Source organism: Paenibacillus nanensis (genome assembly GCF_003583765.1).
Taxonomy (GTDB): Bacteria; Bacillota; Bacilli; order Paenibacillales; family Paenibacillaceae; genus Pristimantibacillus; species Pristimantibacillus nanensis.
Map to the genome: position 1 here is coordinate 99,656 of NZ_QXQA01000019.1, position 17,608 is coordinate 117,263.

At 51.0% G+C, this 17,608-nt stretch carries 20 protein-coding genes; 2 read left to right on the plus strand and 18 right to left on the minus strand.

Features of this window, described 5'->3' with window-relative positions:
• The 4 genes from rnmV to D3P08_RS23440 all read right to left on the minus strand — a co-directional run bounded on the left by rnmV (position 1) and on the right by D3P08_RS23440 (position 4,480).
• Positions 1 to 552, minus strand: a complete 552-nt coding sequence (gene rnmV / locus D3P08_RS23425; protein WP_119602555.1) for a ribonuclease M5 — start codon at positions 550 to 552, stop codon at positions 1 to 3.
• 161 nt (positions 553 to 713) lie between these two features.
• Positions 714 to 1,862, minus strand: coding sequence for a 3D domain-containing protein (locus D3P08_RS23430; RefSeq protein WP_119602556.1), 1,149 nt, complete (start codon positions 1,860 to 1,862; stop codon positions 714 to 716).
• A 516-nt stretch (positions 1,863 to 2,378) separates the two neighbouring features.
• Positions 2,379 to 3,158, minus strand: coding sequence for a TatD family hydrolase (locus D3P08_RS23435; protein WP_119602557.1), 780 nt, complete (start codon positions 3,156 to 3,158; stop codon positions 2,379 to 2,381).
• 26 nt (positions 3,159 to 3,184) lie between these two features.
• A complete protein-coding gene (locus D3P08_RS23440) occupies positions 3,185 to 4,480 on the minus strand; it encodes an HD domain-containing protein (RefSeq protein ID WP_119602558.1) in 1,296 nt (431 codons plus the stop codon).
• Between the two features lie 270 nt (positions 4,481 to 4,750).
• Between D3P08_RS23440 and D3P08_RS23445 the strand changes: the two genes are divergently transcribed.
• Positions 4,751 to 5,005, plus strand: coding sequence for an AbrB/MazE/SpoVT family DNA-binding domain-containing protein (locus D3P08_RS23445; protein WP_028609554.1), 255 nt, complete (start codon positions 4,751 to 4,753; stop codon positions 5,003 to 5,005).
• A 148-nt stretch (positions 5,006 to 5,153) separates the two neighbouring features.
• Here D3P08_RS23445 and rsmI read toward each other — a convergent pair whose 3' ends face one another.
• The 10 genes from rsmI to D3P08_RS23495 form a co-directional block, all read right to left on the minus strand.
• Positions 5,154 to 6,053, minus strand: a complete 900-nt coding sequence (gene rsmI / locus D3P08_RS23450) for a 16S rRNA (cytidine(1402)-2'-O)-methyltransferase (protein WP_119602559.1) — start codon at positions 6,051 to 6,053, stop codon at positions 5,154 to 5,156.
• A complete protein-coding gene (locus tag D3P08_RS23455) occupies positions 6,050 to 6,775 on the minus strand; it encodes a tRNA1(Val) (adenine(37)-N6)-methyltransferase (protein ID WP_240647722.1) in 726 nt (241 codons plus the stop codon). Before D3P08_RS23455 ends, rsmI begins: the two co-directional genes overlap by 4 nt.
• A gap of 104 nt (positions 6,776 to 6,879) precedes the next feature.
• Positions 6,880 to 7,242, minus strand: a complete 363-nt coding sequence (locus D3P08_RS23460; RefSeq protein ID WP_420819056.1) for an initiation-control protein YabA — start codon at positions 7,240 to 7,242, stop codon at positions 6,880 to 6,882.
• 85 nt (positions 7,243 to 7,327) lie between these two features.
• Positions 7,328 to 8,131 (minus strand): PSP1 domain-containing protein, encoded by an 804-nt coding sequence (locus D3P08_RS23465; RefSeq protein WP_119602561.1) that lies wholly within the window; start codon positions 8,129 to 8,131, stop codon positions 7,328 to 7,330.
• Between the two features lie 3 nt (positions 8,132 to 8,134).
• Positions 8,135 to 9,112: a DNA polymerase III subunit delta' gene (holB, locus tag D3P08_RS23470; protein WP_119602562.1), complete on the minus strand. Its 978-nt coding sequence runs from the start codon at positions 9,110 to 9,112 to the stop codon at positions 8,135 to 8,137.
• Positions 9,113 to 9,162: 50 nt separating this feature from the next.
• A complete protein-coding gene (locus tag D3P08_RS23475; protein WP_119602563.1) occupies positions 9,163 to 9,606 on the minus strand; it encodes a YaaR family protein in 444 nt (147 codons plus the stop codon).
• Positions 9,607 to 9,621: 15 nt separating this feature from the next.
• Complete coding sequence (locus tag D3P08_RS23480) at positions 9,622 to 9,951, minus strand: cyclic-di-AMP receptor (protein WP_119602564.1); 330 nt, start codon at positions 9,949 to 9,951, stop codon at positions 9,622 to 9,624.
• Positions 9,952 to 10,054: 103 nt separating this feature from the next.
• A complete protein-coding gene (tmk, locus tag D3P08_RS23485) occupies positions 10,055 to 10,690 on the minus strand; it encodes a dTMP kinase (RefSeq protein ID WP_119602565.1) in 636 nt (211 codons plus the stop codon).
• Between the two features lie 104 nt (positions 10,691 to 10,794).
• Positions 10,795 to 12,321, minus strand: coding sequence for an aminotransferase class I/II-fold pyridoxal phosphate-dependent enzyme (locus D3P08_RS23490; protein ID WP_119602577.1), 1,527 nt, complete (start codon positions 12,319 to 12,321; stop codon positions 10,795 to 10,797).
• A gap of 98 nt (positions 12,322 to 12,419) precedes the next feature.
• Positions 12,420 to 12,611 carry a sigma factor G inhibitor Gin gene (locus tag D3P08_RS23495; RefSeq protein ID WP_119602566.1) on the minus strand — a complete coding sequence of 64 codons (192 nt, stop codon included), beginning with the start codon at positions 12,609 to 12,611 and terminating at the stop codon, positions 12,420 to 12,422.
• A gap of 225 nt (positions 12,612 to 12,836) precedes the next feature.
• On the opposite strand from D3P08_RS23495, the gene D3P08_RS23500 reads away from it, so the two are divergent.
• Positions 12,837 to 13,367, plus strand: a complete 531-nt coding sequence (locus D3P08_RS23500; protein WP_119602567.1) for a transposase — start codon at positions 12,837 to 12,839, stop codon at positions 13,365 to 13,367.
• A gap of 53 nt (positions 13,368 to 13,420) precedes the next feature.
• Here the strand turns inward: D3P08_RS23500 and D3P08_RS23505 are convergent, their stop codons facing one another.
• Genes D3P08_RS23505 through D3P08_RS23520 form a run of 4 tightly spaced genes read right to left on the minus strand, consistent with a single transcriptional unit; the run spans position 13,421 to position 17,260 of the window.
• Complete coding sequence (locus D3P08_RS23505) at positions 13,421 to 14,209, minus strand: ATP-binding cassette domain-containing protein (protein WP_170160270.1); 789 nt, start codon at positions 14,207 to 14,209, stop codon at positions 13,421 to 13,423.
• A 59-nt stretch (positions 14,210 to 14,268) separates the two neighbouring features.
• On the minus strand, positions 14,269 to 15,072 hold the full coding sequence (locus tag D3P08_RS23510) for an ABC transporter permease subunit (protein ID WP_119602568.1): 804 nt from the start codon (positions 15,070 to 15,072) through the stop codon (positions 14,269 to 14,271).
• A gap of 17 nt (positions 15,073 to 15,089) precedes the next feature.
• Positions 15,090 to 16,232 carry an FMNH2-dependent alkanesulfonate monooxygenase gene (gene ssuD / locus D3P08_RS23515; RefSeq protein WP_119602569.1) on the minus strand — a complete coding sequence of 381 codons (1,143 nt, stop codon included), beginning with the start codon at positions 16,230 to 16,232 and terminating at the stop codon, positions 15,090 to 15,092.
• Between the two features lie 29 nt (positions 16,233 to 16,261).
• Positions 16,262 to 17,260 (minus strand): sulfonate ABC transporter substrate-binding protein, encoded by a 999-nt coding sequence (locus tag D3P08_RS23520; RefSeq protein ID WP_119602570.1) that lies wholly within the window; start codon positions 17,258 to 17,260, stop codon positions 16,262 to 16,264.
• Between the last annotated feature and the right edge of the window lie 348 nt (positions 17,261 to 17,608).

The following is a 17,608-nucleotide window of genomic DNA, read 5'->3' on the forward strand; positions in this document are numbered from 1 at the left end:
CTAGACTCCTCCTGTCTGACGTTCCATTTCGCGCAACGCTTTGTCGAACTCCGCCTTCGATATGCGGAAGCTGGTGCAGCGCTTATAAAATTGTTTGCCGTTCGCGTAACCGATCCCGAGCAGCTTGCCCATCAACAGCCGGCGATTCGCCGCATCGGGATGGACGATTAGCCCCGCTTCCATCAAGTCCTCCCATGCGATCTCCCCGGTCGCGTCGGACGTCTCGGTCCGAAGCTCGGACAGCGCTTGTCTAATCGCCTCCGGACTCGCGTTCTCGATGCCGATATCGCCTTTGTAGAACGCCTTCTCCTGCGGCAGGAACGCATGCTTGCAGCCCGGCACATGACGCCCCACGATTTTGCGTATGCGCTCGCCCGCATGATCGGGGTCGGTAAAGATAATGACGCCTCTCCGTTCTTGCGCCAAAGCGATGCGGCGAAGCACCTCTTCGCCGATCGCCGAGCCGTTCGTTTCTATAGTGTCCGCTTCCACCGCCCGTTTAATCGCGATCGTATCGCTTTTGCCTTCTACCACGATAACTTCCTTAATCACTTTCTTAAACCCCCTGTGCTTTCCCTTAGCTTCAGCATAGCTTACCTGTTTGAAACATGCAAAACCGGCGTAAGACCCGGGTCGCTCCCGTTAAACGAAACAGGGCTGCTCCCAAAGGTCGTAAGTGACCTTGTGGAACAGCCCTGTTACAGCAATGCCTGCTAGCTTGCTGTAGGTTTATTCGGTCCAAGAACATAAACGGTATAGCCTTTCTTCTTGCCGAACTTCGTCGCATAGCTGCTGCTATCGAAATAGATGTCAATCTTATTGCCTTTGACCGCGCTTCCCTTGTCCTCTGCCCGGCGGAAGCCGATGCCTTCGATGTAAACCCACCAGCCGATCGGAATGACATCGGGATCTACTGCTATCGTTCTTCCTTCCGTGACGCGAGTGCCGGATGCGGTAATCCCGTATCCAGGGTGGTCTTCGTCCTTGCCTGTTGACGCTGGACCGGCCGAATATGCGGTTAACGTGACGTTCTTCAGCACCTTCTTCGCCTTGAACGTATAATCGCCTTTCGTCACGGTCATGACGTCCGGGCTGCTGTTCGACAGCACGGTAACCTTTGGTTCAGCCTTCTTCGTGCCTACGGCAACAATCTGGTCTACAGCCGCCGTTTGAACAACCTTGCTGACGTTTTCCTTGGATACCAGTACGCCATCCTCGTACTTCTCCTTGATCTGCTCGACCACGACGCCTTCCTTACCGGTCTGGACAACTTTCTCCTTCCCTTTCTCCAGGGTCGGGTCTTCTTTCTTCACGATTGAGAATGGAACGGTTTTTTCGAGCTCCGACACTTTCGTGTCGACACGAACGATCGTTATTTGTTCATCCGCCTCAACGGTTTCGTTAAGCGGAGGAGTTACTTTATCTTCACTATCAACGGTTAGATTCAGTTCCTCTATCGCAGCTTCTACCGTCTTCTCTGTCGTGTACACCGTAGATGTCTTGCCATCAGCTTTTACAATGACCGGAATCGCTTGATTCACGATGATTCGGTCCCCGTCTTTAATCGGTGAATTAAGCGGGATGGAAACCTCGTCATGAGGTCCGATTGTAATAGCTTGTTCATCCAGTAGGCGTTGCAGGACCCATTGCTTGGTTTTCACAACGGTTTCTTGTCCATTCACTACTACGGATACGCTCTTGACAGCCGTACCGTACAACAACACCAAAAACATGAAAGTCATAGCGATCGAGATCGCAGCGCTGAGTATAATCAAACGCAAGTTTCCATGCTTCCATCGCATTGCGAAAGTCATGCTGGATGATCGTTTCCCATGGGTGTCCTTCTTCGGGATTAAGCCCACTTCTTCGGTCCTCCTTACATAGCCCCGCCGCCAAGTGTTACGCATGTTACAACTGACGCGACTATTATAGATTTGCGTGCTAGAGGTTATTCAAAAATCCGCTTGTCATCAAGATGCGGAAACCGGACTTTTTGAACATCCGCTGTTACACACGCTCCAACCAAATTTGTACACTCACCTCCCTGCTTAACCCTATGACGACGATGTGCCGAATATTCTAGCATGGATGGAGAGGTCGTCGAAGAAAAGGTGTGAGGCAGGCGCAGAAGCGTTCACGTTAAGAAGCAAGTGAGGGGGTACGATGAGGCTGAAAATTTGGTTGAAGAGTTGGAAATCCAATACAAAATCAAAAGCTCTGATTTGAATCATACCTTCATCACAGCCAAGTTGTAAAGAAGCGATAAAATGCGATTTTCACGAAAAAAGCAGGTAAACTTTGAATAAATAGTTGATTTCAGCGACAAAAATCAGTTTTATTGCGCTAAAGATCATTATTTCTCCCGTTTAAACGTACTTTCAATCGATTCGGAAACATTTTTTTCCGTTTTCGGTCGTCAATTGGGCCATTTCCTCTACCGTTTTCCCCTTAATTTCGGCTGCTGCCTGGGCGACAAATGCGACGTAAGAGGACTCGTTTCTTTTTCCTCTAAATGGATGTGGAGTTAAATAAGGGGAGTCCGTTTCGATCAATAATCGGTCCATCGGAACCCTCTCCAAAACCTCTTTTGGCACCCTTGCATTTTTGTATGTAACAGGTCCCCCGAAAGAGATATAGAAGTTCATATCGAGACATTGTTTAGCTGTTTCCCAGCTGCCGGAGTAGCAGTGCATGACCCCTCCGACCTCCGCCGCGTTTTCCTCCTTCAAAATTTTTACGACGTCTTCATGAGCGTCGCGGTTATGAATGACGATCGGCTTGCCCACCTTGCGCGCTAATCGGATTTGCTCGCGGAATACGCGGTGCTGCACATCCTTCGGGGACGTATCCCAGTGATAATCGAGTCCGATCTCCCCAATCGCGACCACTTTCTTATGGCTGCACAGCTCCTCGATCCACCCGAGATCCTCCGGACGCATATGAATGCTCTCAACGGGATGCCAGCCGACCGCGGCGTATATAAAATCGTATTTTTCGGCAAGCGCCATTGTCGTCGGAATGGTCTCTCTGTCGAAACCGATGTTGACCATCAGCCCGACTCCCGCTTCTCTCGCGCGTTCAATCACGGCCTCGCGGTCCTCGTCAAATTTATAAGAATCCAAATGGGTGTGCGTATCGAACAGAAAAGGCTTTGTCATAGATGCTGCATCTCCTTACCAGGCATTTAATCAAGCTTAAATAATTTGATCATCCGTTCGGATAAACGGTCTTTGTTCTGAGCGAGCGGCTCCTCCGGAAAATATAAATGATACTGTCCCTGTCTGAGGCCCGTTATGGAACGAACAATGTCGGATTTCACGGAAATCTCGCTGATGCCGTCCTCGCTGTCAAGCAACAAAATCGGCGCTTTTTCCTTCTTTTCGCCGTTATTCTGATCCGGCTTGTACACATCGTACGGAAGATCGAACGGGTAATCGATTTCCATATGATAATCCGGATTCAGCCCTACAGCCAGCATTGCGTCCGCCACCTCAGCGAGTAATGCTTCATCCGGCTCGATCGTTACATATTTATAGAGACGTCTGTTCAGGAAGCGCCTGCACAGATCGCTTAGAATCTCGTCGGCCTCCTCCGACCATTCCGCGAAGGCCATTTGCGCCATCGATTCATCCAGCTTCAAATAATCCTGTAAGCTCAGCGTATTATTAAGAAGCTTTTGTATCGGATCCGCCATCCAGCGGAACGTATATCCCTGTTGATTCAGCTCATGAGCCCGACGGAATATTTGCCTCAATATAATTTCGGAGCTGCGCGTAACCGGATGGAAATAAATTTGCCAATACATCTGGTAACGCGACATCAGATAATGCTCGACCGCGTGCATCCCGCTCTCTTTGACGACAATCTTTCCTTGATAGGGCCGAAGCACGCGCAATATCCGCTCGAGATCAAACGTCCCGTAATTGACGCCGGTGAAATACGCGTCGCGGAGCAAGTAGTCCATTCGGTCGGCGTCCATCTGGCTGGAAATGAGGCTCACAACGATCGGCTTCGGATACGTCTTCTGAATGACGGCGGCCACCTTCTCCGGGAAGTCCTCCGATACCTGACGCAGCACTTTATTAATATCCGTATCCCCCAGCAAAATATTGCATGTCCACTCTTCATGGTCCGTATCGAATATTTCTTCTAAGGAATGCGAGAAGGGACCGTGGCCGACATCATGGAGGAGCGCCGCGCATAGAGAGACAAGACGTTCCTCCACCGGCCAATCCGGATATCCGTTACGTTCGAACTGGGAAATAATGCGGCGCGTAATTTCATAGACGCCAAGCGAATGGGAGAACCTGCTGTGCTCCGCTCCATGAAACGTCAAATAAGTGGTTCCAAGCTGGCGAATCCGCCGAAGCCGCTGGAACTCCTTCGTATTAATCAGATCCCAAATCGTCTGATCCCGAACATATACATAATGATGCACCGGATCCTTAAATACTTTTTCCTCACGCAATGGCTCGTTCATACTCTCATCTCCTTTGTTCATAGTTTCGACACAACCTGCGCGTTAATTGTCGAATCATGTCGTCAATTTCTTTCCAAATTGTCGAAGCTGTTGTATTCTATTACAAAGTAATATTTTCACGATATCCCGAAAAAGTCTTGTAGTTACTGGAATTTGCCAGAAGATTGCTGGTTGACTGTTTTGGGAAGAGTTGGTATTATAGAAACATAGATTCATAAAACTTGTCGAACAATGACGAAATAACACAAATATTGAGAGGACTGATAGATGATGATGAAATCAACCGGTATTGTACGTAAAGTGGATGAGCTGGGTCGTGTCGTTATCCCTATCGAGCTGCGCCGCACGCTTGGTATTGGCGAGAAGGACGCACTCGAGATTTATGTAGACGGCGAGCGCATTATGCTGAAGAAATATGAGCCTGCATGTATTTTCTGCGGTAACGCGGAGAACGTTTCCTACTTTAAGGGAAAAATTGTTTGTCATATTTGTTTATCAGAAATGCCTACGCCTGTGACAAAATAAGAAAAATAGGTTATAATCAAATTATACCACCTTGTTAATTCTAACCTTTTTATACTCCTTTTTGCCTTCCTGTGCTAGAACCCGGCCAGGAAGGCCCTTTTTTTTATCACATAAGTTCGTGACCGCACCCATAGAATCTGGGGGTCGGCTAACGGTTTACTTCATTATAAACGTCCCTTTTCGGTATCCCGCGGTCAACTGCCGCTAGCTTGATCGCTTCCTTGCGGTCCATCGTCGATTCGTAGTGCGCAACATGCTCGGCGACCGACAGGTCCATCCACCATGCGCCCTCCCTTGCTGCTTCCCCCGCTTCCGACGCATCCGCTCCTTCTGCGACGATACAGAACTCGCCGAGCGGCTCATGCTCCCGAAACCAGGCTATACATTCGGAAGCCGTCCCCCTGACCGCTTCTTCGTGCCGTTTCGTTAACTCGCGAATGACTGCGACCCGGCGGTCGCCGAAATGCTCCAGCATCGCTTCCAATGTTTTGTTCAGACGATGCGGTGATTCATACATAAGAAGCGTAGCTTGCTGACCAGCCAGTCCCTGCAGCCACTTCGACAGCTGCTTTTTCTCCCGTGGAGGGAACCCGGCGAATAAGAATCGGTCGGTCGGCAGTCCAGACATAATCAAGGCCGATAATGCCGCATTGGCTCCCGGCACAGGCACAACCGCCAGTCCTTCCGCCACCGCATCGGCTACAAGATCGGCGCCGGGATCGGAAATCGCCGGCAGCCCCGCGTCGCTGACGAGCGCGATCGACTGACCCTCCTTGAGCAGACGTATCAGTTCGGGTCCGCTTGCCCCTTTATTATGCTCATGATAGCTGACCAATCGGGTATGAATATCGAAATGGGTAAGCAGTTTACGAGTCTGTCTTGTATCCTCGGCTGCAATAAGATCCGCTTCCTTCAATATCCGAATGGCTCGCATCGTCATGTCTTCAAGGTTGCCAATCGGTGTTCCTACCAAATACAGCGTACCCGCTTCGCCATCGTTCCCCTTAGGATGCGCGGATGGCTCTGAGTAGCTTTTTTGTCTCCTCATACGATTTGGACTCCTTCGTCGTTATAGACCATAATTGGCGGCAGCAGCCTGATATCAGGCTTCCCGTCACGCGTTGCTTCTATTAATACCATGTTCGCCTCAGCCTTCGCATGCGGATGCACGAACTGAATTCGTTTGGGCTCCAGCCTATGTCGTCTGAGCGTCTCCACGATATCGAGCAGGCGGGAAGGACGATGCACCATGGAGAGCTTGCCGCCCGGACGCAGCAGCCTGCAGCAGGCAGCGGCCAAATCCTCAAGCGTACAATGAATCTCATGCCGCGCGATCGCGTAATGCTCATTCTCGTTATGGTCGCCTGCCGTTACCGGCATATAAGGCGGATTCACCGTTATCGCATCATAAACACCGTTGCCCGCGATTTTGGGATACGCGCGAAGATCCTGCTCCAGTACGCGAATCTGGTCCTGTAAGCCGTTAAGCGCTACGCTCCTTCGCGCCATATCGGCCAGCCTCGGCTGAATCTCCACCGCATCGATTTGCGCCTTCGTCCGCGATGACAACAGAATCGGAATGACGCCGTTGCCGGAACAAAGGTCTACTATCCGTCCGGTCTTTGGAATGTTCGCGAATCTAGACAGCAGCACTGCATCTAAAGAAAAGCTGAATACCTCGCGGCTTTGAATAATTCGCAGCCCCGTATCGGTTAACAGATCGTCAATCCGTTCTCCGACCGCCAATACAATCCTTTGATCTTCCGTCACTCGCTGTTCTCTCCTTTATTGCTTCCATCATAACGTATAAGTGCAAGTTTATACAAAAAAAGCCGTCCTCTCGCGGTAAGGACGGCCTGTCGATACGATATACCTTATTTGTTTAGAAAAGACAGACAGAACAAGCAGTCGCCTTCCGTCCGCAAATGTCCGTAATATACATTGCAGATATGGAATCCTTCATGATATAACCGCGTTAAGTTATCATGCCCTTCGCCAACAGCAACATTACTCTCTTCAAGCGAACTCTTTTGAACCGATTCCTTATTCCGCGACTTGCTGCTCTTCGCTGCCAATACGGCTTCCCGTTCCGTCGTCGTCTCTCTCTTGAAGACTTGCCGTAGCTGATGGTTCTCGATACTGAGTCTCTTGTTCTCTTCCAGCAGCTCTTTCACCTTTTGTTTAAGAGCGCTAAGCTCGGCATGAAATAAGCCTAAACGATTGTCCAACTCATCCATCTGAACAAAAATATCTCTCTTCTCCAAGTTCCCACCCCAGAACTTCAAGCGTGAGCGTTACCTCACCTATTTAATTGAAAGAACATTACTTCACAACTACGTCGTCAAAAGGCAATTCCTTCGGCTTACCCGGAATATCGAACAGCTGTACATAGACGCTCTTCGCATTCGCGTTAATACCGGTTACTTTGCCTTCGCCGTAAGAAGTTACGACAATCTTGCCGACTGCAGGCAGCTCTTCCCGCACGCTTTCGTAATTGTCATGCTCATACTTCAGACAGCACATCAGCCGTCCGCATAAGCCTGATATTTTCGTAGGATTGAGCGACAAGTTCTGATCCTTGGCCATTTTAATAGACACGGGCTCGAAATCGCCTAGCCACGATGAGCAGCAAAGCACGCGCCCGCAAGGACCGATTCCCCCCAGCATTTTCGCTTCATCGCGAACCCCGATCTGACGGAGCTCGATTCGAGTGCGGAATACGCTGGCCAGGTCTTTCACCAATTCCCTGAAGTCGACACGGCCTTCGGCCGTAAAGTAAAAAATAATTTTATTGCGGTCGAACGTAAATTCGACATCAACCAGCTTCATTCGAAGCTGATGGCTCTTGATTTTATCAAGACAGGTTGCAAAAGCGTTCTTCGCCGCCGTGCGGTTCTCTTCTACGACCTGCGCGTCCGCTGAGCTTGCTATGCGGATAACCTTCTTGAGAGGGAGAACAACATCCGATTCACCGACTTGCTTCTGTCCCACCACCACTTTACCGTATTCGATACCGCGCGCGGTCTCAACAATGACATGCTGATCTTTCTCCACGGGGTGCTCGACCGGATCAAAGTAATAGATCTTGCCCGCCTTCTTGAAGCGGACACCGATGACATTATACAAGGATTAGCCCTCCTGTAGGTTTACCAATAATTGCTCAAACGCGAGCTGAGGCGCCACGTTCGCACGCATGCGCTTGCCCGCTTCAAGGATGTGCTCCATGCAGGATACCCATCCTGCGAAGGAGCGGTCATAAGCGTGATTGCTTATCCATTCCAACTGATCTATAAATATAAGCTTGTCCTGCCTTCCGGCCTGGAACTGCGTCAAATCTTTAAACCAAAGCGTAAATAACGAAAGCAGCATATCCATATGATTCGCTAAATCTGTCTTAAATAACTGCTGCTGGGCAGTGATCATCGCCGCGGTGAATCGGGACGTACTCTCCTTGCCTAATTGTATCACTAGGCTTCTGATTTCTGCAAACGTATTCTGCTGGAGAATTTCTCTTGCTCCTTCTAACCCGGACGACAGATGGACGGCCGCTCTTGCCAGCAGGGGCGGAGCTCCTTCCGCTGTCAGCCGCTCAAGCATCGCTTCAGGCGCCATCGGGAGAAACGGTACCCACTGGGTACGCGACCGTATTGTCGGCAGCACAGCTTGTACATTATCCGTAATGAGAATCGCGACAACCGGCGACACCGGCTCTTCGAGAAATTTCAACAAGCTGTTTGCGGCTTGAAGCGTCATTTTCTCCGCTGATTCGATAATATAAACGACTCTGCCCGACTGCGTGCTCCGGTAGGACATGGATCGCTGCAGCTCGCGAATCTGGTCGATTTTGATGCTTTGTCCATCAGGTGCCACGTTAATCAGATCGCTTTGATTGCCATGCTCGAACTTTCGGCACTCCAAGCATTGCCCGCAAGCGTCCCAGCCGTCTGAAGTGCAGAATAGCGCTTTGGCAAATTGCCTTGCCATCTGCAAACGGCCCGTACCAGACGGGCCGCTGAACAGATAGGCATGTGATATTTTATCGCTTTGGAGGGCGTGCTTCAGAATACGCTGCGCCTTCCATTGTCCGTCTGTCCGTTCAAGGCTCATAGCCATCGTTTCCTTACCTTTCCCAGCTCTGCTTGCATTAAAGAGGTTGTTCAAAACAACAAATTAATCAAAATACCGCGTATTTCGCCAATTTTGTTCAGAAGCTCGATTCTGCCTTCTTCGGTATTCAGCAAATCTTCGCCCATCGACACAAGGTGAGCATCGATTTCATCCAGAAGCTTATACCGCTTGACGCGGCCGCGGCGGTCAAAGCCTCTCACTTCCTTCAGCCCGATGCCTCGTCTAAGCGTATCCTCCAGGAACGACTTCACCATCTGGCGGTAAAGCATAAGCTCGCGAACCGTCATATTTTTCGCCAGCCGGTCGCCCTGCCGATGAATATCTTGAAGCTTCTGCTGAAGCTGCTCCTGCGTACGCTGCGAATCCTGCTGCATCATCACATCCGAAAAATTCGCCGGCTGCGCAGGCTTCGCGGAGGAATCGGTATTCGTGCGATTTTGCCCGATTGGGCGCCAACCTTGGTCTACTCTCATGTATGCTTCTCCCGCTTAGAAGTGTTCGAACCGCTCCACCGGTAAGACGAATACCGCCGCTCCGCCGATTTGCACCTCGACAGGGAATGGGATATACGAATCCGTAGAGCCTCCCATAGGCGATACCGGCGTGACCAGCTGATCGCGCACCTTGCAATTTGCGCTAATGACATGAAGAACTTCATGGACCCGCTCGTCCTCTATCCCGATCATAAACGTCGTGTTGCCCGCTCTTAGGAATCCGCCCGTACTGGCAAGCTTCGTTGCCCGGAACCCTTCGCGAACGAGCGCGTTAGACAATCTGTTGCTGTCCTTATCTTGAATAACCGCGATGACTAATTTCATCTTCATTCCCCCTCAATTACGTTTAGAATAGGTAAAAAATGAATGACTTAGTCCTCTCTTCTCCAGAAAGCTTTATCTATCCTTAAAATTTGACACGAACGGCCTATATTCCTTCTAATCGGTCCTTTAAGATGGCATTTGCCGCTTCGAGCACCTTCTCCGGCTCCTCTTCCGCATTCACGAACCGGATGCGGTCCGGAAATTTTTGGAGCAGCAGGCGATAACCTTCCCTTACCTTCTCATGAAAGGACTGGCGTTCCAAATCCAGCCGGTTCACTTCACGATCCGGGGAACGCGATATCCGCGAAAGCCCCACCTCCGGCGACACATCCATGTAGAGCGTTAAATCCGGCATGACGTCGCCAATCGCGAATTGGTTAATTCCCCACACCTCCTCCATGCCAAGTCCTCTTGCGTGGCCCTGGTAGGCTAAGCTGCTGTCCACGAACCGGTCGCATAATACGACCTTGCCTTCTTTCAGAGCAGGAACCACCTTTTCAACGAGGTGCTGTCGTCTCGCCGCCGCATAGAGCAGCGCCTCCGTTCTAGCATCCATCATCGTATGCTCGGTGTCGAGTATGATCGACCGGATTTTCTCCGCGATCATAATGCCTCCAGGCTCCCGGGTAACAACTACGCTCCTGCCCATATGCTGCAGTGTATTCGCCAAATGCTGAATGAGTGAAGATTTGCCGGCGCCTTCGCCGCCTTCTATCGTAATAAACAGTCCATTACTCAATCCGATGTTCTCCTTAACCTTTGGTGCTGATGCCTGCTTGTACACTCATTGTAACAAAGCAGGCCCCCCTAAACAATTAAAGATTCCTCGTTTTCCGACGATTCTCAACCTATTTCTTCTATTAATATAGCGATCGTGTTCATCGATTCGTCAGCCGCTCCCTGAAACTTCGCTCCTGCCTCCGACAGACCGATTATCGTTTCGATATGATGAGCTGTAAGCCTCTCTCCAACATAAACAATCGGGATGCCCGGCGGGTAGGGGATGACCATCTCACCGGATAGCTGATTTTCGGCTTCGCGAAGCGGCACTCTTTTCATCGTCCGACTCTTCCTTCTCTCTCTCGCAAAAGAAACCGGTTCTCCCATTCCAAGCTCTTTCGTGTTGAAGCGCTTAAGGTTTATCCCTACCATCCGCTGGGATGAAGCTTCTTCCCGTTGCCGCTGATGCTTATGATGAATTTGGAGCAGAGCTTCTTTCAGCCGAGGCAAGGCGCTATCTCCTGCATGAGGCCCGCTCACAAGCAGCACAAAGCTCGGATCCGCCATTTCCGTATAGCAGCCCAGCGCCTCTAGCTCCCGCTGAAGCTCATAGCCCGTAAGTATCCCCCTTGCATCCGTTAGGATCAGCCTTAATGGATCATAGATCATGCGGCGGCTTGAGGTTAGCGGAATATCCGGTGATGCAATGATCAATCGGCTTTCCGCTAACCACTCTCTAAATTGTCTGATTGCGCCTAGAACATGTTCATACAGAGCCGGGCCAAGCGTCCCGACTATTGCTCGGGAAATATCAAGCGACGCCATAATCGGGAACGACGGACTAGAGCTTTGGACCATGGCAAGCGCTTCTTTCAGCTTTGTTCGGTCAATCCGGCCTCCCCGTATATGCAGCATCGCTCCCATCGTCAAAGCAGGCAATGTCTTATGCGTTGACTGTACGACGCCATCGGCTCCCGCACGGATGGCAGACGCCGGCAGCTGCGGATGAAAGCCGTAATGAGCGCCATGCGCCTCGTCGACAAGCAGCGGCTTTCCGTGCCGGTGACACACCTCGGCATACGGCTCAAGCGTAACCCCCATGCCGTAGTAATTCGGATTGGTCAGAAAGACAGCTTTGGCCTCGGGATATTTCTGCAAAGCTTGTTCTACCTGTTCAATGCTGGGGACGACTGGGAGATGGGTTATAGGCTCATGCTCAGGCGCCAAAAAAACGGCAGAAGCGCCCGCAAGCGCAAGTCCGTTCAAGACCGATTTATGGACGTTGCGCTGCACAATTACAAGGTCACCCGGATCGCACACCGCAAGCAGAAGCGATAGGTTGCCCGATGTGCTTCCTCCCACCAGAAAAAACGTTTCGTCCGCGCCATAACAATCGGCCGCTAATTGCTGCGCTTCTTTAATGGCCGCTTCGGGATGATGCAAGTCATCCGTAGAGGATAGCTCCGTCAAATCCAATTCCATGATAGGAGCATAATGATGAAGGAGGTCGTACGATTGAAGACCCATCTGTTGAAGCGCGTAGAGAAGGGCTTCGCCATGATGATGCCCCGGCACATGAAAGCTGACGGATTTCCTCTGCGCATGCTCGAATAATGCGTGATAGATTGGCGCGTATAGCCGCTGCTGCATTTGTTGGTCCTTCCTTCCGTCCGGCATATTTCCTCTATTGTAACGAAGCCGAACTCCCTGCGTAAACGAAAAAAGACAGCCGCTGTATCCAGGGCTGCTTACGCGTTCTTTTCCACAAATAGCTGCTTCATCTGATGAATGAAAAATGGGTACTTGGCGTCCTTCACATCGGTATGAACCATTTCCTTCTCGCAATCGCCGCATATAAAGCCCATTACGATTCGAAGGCCTTCGCCCTCACCCTTCACATTACCGCATATCACGCATTGGTGAGTGTTGTTGTTGTCCATACTCATCCCCGCTTTCTATGGCCGCTTTCGTCTATTTCCTATTATTATGCCACGTATTCTAGTGAAATATACTTGTTTCATAACCCATTTCAAATATTTATATACCATCTTATGCAGCCATTAGGCTCAAGGTGAGTACAGCGGCAAATAAAATCGAGGTGTCAAAAAAATAGGGAGCAATGCCGATATATAGGGGGAATATGCAAGCTAAGGGAGATCTCATCCATGAAGCAATCATTATCCGAGCAGAAGAACGCAACGATCTACCAATACCAGCTCATCAAAAAGGTTGTCGTGAAATCGGAGCTCATTCTTAGTCATTTGCTTATCGCGGGTATCTTCTTGGGATTCCAAATGCTTGTTTACGGCATGAACGGGCTGTTTGCCTGGCTGTTCGGCTTTGCAGCGATTCAAGCGCTTCATCTCATCATTATCCTTATCACCTTCATTTCTGTAACGGAAGCCGCCGAACGAAAATGGATTTGGCGCATTAATCCGCCGTGGATTGGCTTCAAACCGGCTAACGATATCACGCTGCTGATTTTCCGGCGCGTCCATCGCCATCTTTTCTGGCTTGGTTTATGCGTGATTGGCGTGCTTTACCCGTGGATCAAGCCCTCCTTAATGCTCAGCCTAGTCAGCTGGCATATATGGCTATTGATCCCCCGCATGTTCCTGTCTCTCTCCTTCCGCAAACAACGCAAGGACGGCGTGCTTCGCCTTCAATCCAAAGAAGCATCCTTCTATCACCGCTAGACGTTTATAATAAGCAGAACAGCCGCTCCAGAAGGAACGGCTGTTCTTTTTCGTTAAATATCATACACCGCTTGTTCGTCGTGCTTCGAAAACCGATCCTCCGGCGCAAGAACTCTTTCGAGGATCAAATTTTCGAAATAAGCAAAGCCGTTATCCTTCGTACGAGGCCTCGAAAGGGTGATCGGAAGATCCAGTGCGATTTTGCCGTCTTCGATCAGCACGACGCGATCCGCCAATGCGACCGCTTCGCTGACATCATGCGTAACGAGCACGGCCGTGAACTGCCGCTGCTTCCACAGCCGCTCAATCAGACGCTGCATCTCAATGCGGGTCAATGCGTCCAAGGCGCCTAACGGCTCATCTAGCAGGAGCAATCTTGGATTGCCGACAAGCGCACGCGCCAATGCGACCCGCTGCCGCTGTCCGCCGGATAGGACGGACGGCCACTCGTTCGCCCGATCCTCAAGCCCGACAAGCCTCAGCGCCGTTTCCGCCCGCTGACCATTGTCCCTGCCGTTCCCGGTTAAGCCGATCCTCACATTATCGATAACGGATTTCCATGGCAGCAGACGGGCATCCTGAAACATAAACCTTGTATGTTGACCGCTACCGCCAACATGCCGTCCATCCTGCTCCAGCTTGCCGCCGCTAATATCCTCAAGGCCCGCGAGCAGCCGGAGCAGCGTGCTTTTACCGCATCCGCTGCGGCCGACGATCGCCACGAACTCGCCTTTTTGTACGGATAAATGAATACCGCTGAGCACCGTTTTTTCGCCGAAACGCTTGGATACATTCTCGAGTTCGATCGTAACGCCGCCTTTGCTCTCCGTTCCTTGAGTCAGGACCCTAAGCGGCGCGGCCGGCCCGCCCGGTTGCGATCCGTCGTTTGAGTAACCGGCGCTTACGCCGCTTTCTTCTTCGCTACCTTTGCGAAATGGGGATGCCACTGCAGCCACCTCCTTTCCAGCCACTTCGCCATCGAATCGGATAGCTTTCCTAGTAGGGCATACAGCAAAATACTGAGCACGACTACATCCAGCTGGAAAAACTCGCGCGCATTCATCGCCATATACCCAATGCCGGATTCCGCGGCAATCGTCTCGGCAACGATGAGCGTCAGCCACATGATGCCCAGCGCATAACGGAAGCCTACGAGAATGGAAGACATCGCGCCTGGAAGAAGCACTTTTTTGTACAGCTCCCACTGGCTTAGTCCATGCACCTTGCCCATTTCAATAAGACCAGGGTCCACAGAGCGTATGCCATGCAGCGTATTTAAGTAGATCGGAAAAACGACCCCCAACGCCACTAGGAAAATTTTCGAGCCTTCGCCGATACCGAACCAAGCGATGACGAGCGGAATCAACGCAAGATGGGGAACATTCCGGATCATTTGGAACGTGGAGTCCGTCAGCTTATCGGATAAAGGGATGACGCCATTTAGCAAACCAAATAAGAACCCGATCAATCCGCCTATCAGAAACCCGATAAACGCTCTCCATGTGCTAATGCCAATCGCTTCAACTAGGGTGCCGTCTATTGTCAGGTCCCACCCCGCTCGAACAATGGCGTCCGGCGCAGGAAGCGTACGATCCGATATCAGGCCTGCCGCGCTCAATAGCTGCCACACGATTAAGACAAGTACGGGAATAAGCCACGGCCACGCAGGGTGATCCACCCATTTCTTTTTTTGAACTTGCGCCATAAGCTCTACCTCTTTCATTAATGCGCCGCTGCTTTGGCCGTCGGCAGCACGTTGTTCGCGATAATTTCCCCGAACGGGCTGATCGAAGTCGGGCCCGTTTGTTCCGGTCGGTTCAAATTCAGCAGCGGGAAGAGCAGATCAGCTACGCGGTATGCCTCCTCCAGATGAGGGTAGCCGGAGAAAATAAACGTCTCGATGCCCAGCGCCTCATATTCCCTCATTCGCTCCGCTACGATCTCCGGGCTGCCGACAAGAGCCGTTCCTGCGCCTCCGCGCACGAGTCCTATTCCCGCCCATAAGTTCGGGCTGATCTCTAGGTTAGAGCGGTCGCCTTGATGAAGCTGCGACATTCGCTTCTGACCGACGGAATCGAAACGTTCAAAGATGCGCTGCGCCTTCGCGATCGTCTCATCATCCAGATGCTTGATTAGATTGTTGGCTGCCGCCCAGGCCTCTTCTTCCGTTTCTCTTACGATGACGTGGAGGCGGATACCGAACCGAATTTGTTTGCCCTGGGCATCTGCTAGCTTGCGCATTTCCGCGATTTTTTCGGCAACCTGTGCCGGCGGCTCGCCCCAAGTGAGATAGACGTCAATATGGTTGGCCGCCACCTTCTGGGCCGCCGGAGAAGATCCGCCGAACCATAGCGGAGGATACGGCTTCTGAATAGGCGGATAAACGACATGACCGCCTTTTACGCGTAAGTGCTCCCCTTCAAAATCAACCGTTTCACCCGACAGCTCCCTCCGCCATATTTCCAAAAACTCGTCGGTCAGATCGTATCGCGTCGTATGATCCAGAAACAAACCGTCGCTCGCAAGCTCTACAGGATCGCCGCCTGCCACGACGTTAATCAGCAGCCGCCCTCCGGATATTCGGTCGAGAGTCGAGGACATACGGGCGGCAACCGTAGGCGACATTAAGCCAGGACGCACCGCAACAAGAAACTTTAAACGTTTGGTAACAGGTACTAGCGAGGATGCGACAACCCAAGGGTCTTCGCATGAACTACCCGTCGGAATAAGCACCCCTTCATAGCCTAAACGGTCCGCCGCAACGGCTATTTGCTGCATGTACTCCGAGTCGACCGCCCTTGCGCCGACATTGGTACCGAGATAACGTCCATCGCCATGTGTAGGAATAAACCAAAATACGTTCATTTTTTTCCACTCCTTTGATAAGGTCATCGTTACTTGCTTAGAATCGCATCTTGAATATCGATAGCTTTCGGAATTAGCTCTAGCTGCAGGAACGTATCGGCTATCGCTTGCTGCCCTTTAATAAGCTCCTCGTCTATTTGCTGAACCCCGTATTCTCTCCGCCCTGCTGCAAGAACCAGGGACTCCACATCGATTCCCAACTGCGGTGAAAGCTTCTCGGCCAGCTCTTGCGGATTCTCCTTCGACCAGGCATCAATCTTATTGGCTTCTTCCAGCAAAATATCCACAATATCCGGATATTTCTCGGCAAATGCGCGTGTCGCCAAATAAAACTCATGATTATTGACCACTCCCGTACCATCAGCAAGCCTGCGCGCTTCCGTAGCCGTTTCAGCAGCCGCCAGGAATGGATCCCAGATGACCCAAGCGTCAACGCTGCCTTTCTCAAAAGCGGCCCTCGCATCAGCGGGAGGCAAAAACTTCACGTTTACGTCCTTATAGTCAACATTCGCTTGTTCAAGCAGCTTTACCAAGAGATAGTGTACGTTCGAGCCCTTATTTAGCACCACCGTCTTGCCTTTCAAATCGGCTACCGTCTGTATGGGCGAGTCTTTGGGCACGATAATCGCTTCCGCTTGCGGACTCGCCGGCTCGTGGGCCAAATACACCAGCGGCGCTCCTGCCGCCTGCGCAAATATCGGCGGCGCTTCCCCTGTATGGCCGATATCAAGGCTTCCTACATTCAACGCTTCTAGCAGCTGAGGGCCGCCGGGAAATTCGACCCATTCAATTTTAATGTTTCTTTCCTCCGCCAGACGTTTATCGAGACTGCCGTCAGCCTTCAAAATGTTAATCGTTCCGTACTTCTGATAACCAATCTTCACCGTAATATCTCTGCTTTCCCCGCTATTCGATGCTGCCTTCTCCGGGCTGCTATTATTGCTGCCGCAAGCTGCCAATGCCAATGCTGTAACAACAAGTAAGATGAACAGATAACCGTAACGTATCATTTCTTTTTTGTTCTTCATCCCGATTCTCTCCCCTGCGTTTTAGTCCAAAAAAACACAAAAACCCCCTTTGCATAACTCTTGCGCAAAGGAGGTCTCCGGTTTTCCGGTCGAACTCAAACTTTATTATTCCGATGTGTTAACTTGTAATTAAAGCAAGAATACCACCCTGATGTTCACGTGTCAATGACTAATTTATACGAAGCCCCAGACAGAGGAGCGTCGCCATGAACGAAAAAAATCCTGCCACAGATAACTGTGACAGGTCATTCGTGCTTGGCGACGTCCATTCCGCACTGGGATGAATACTCTTCGCAGAGTGTGCATCAACGGTCGGCGTCTGAGCCTTCCTCTTCAGGCCGGGTCATG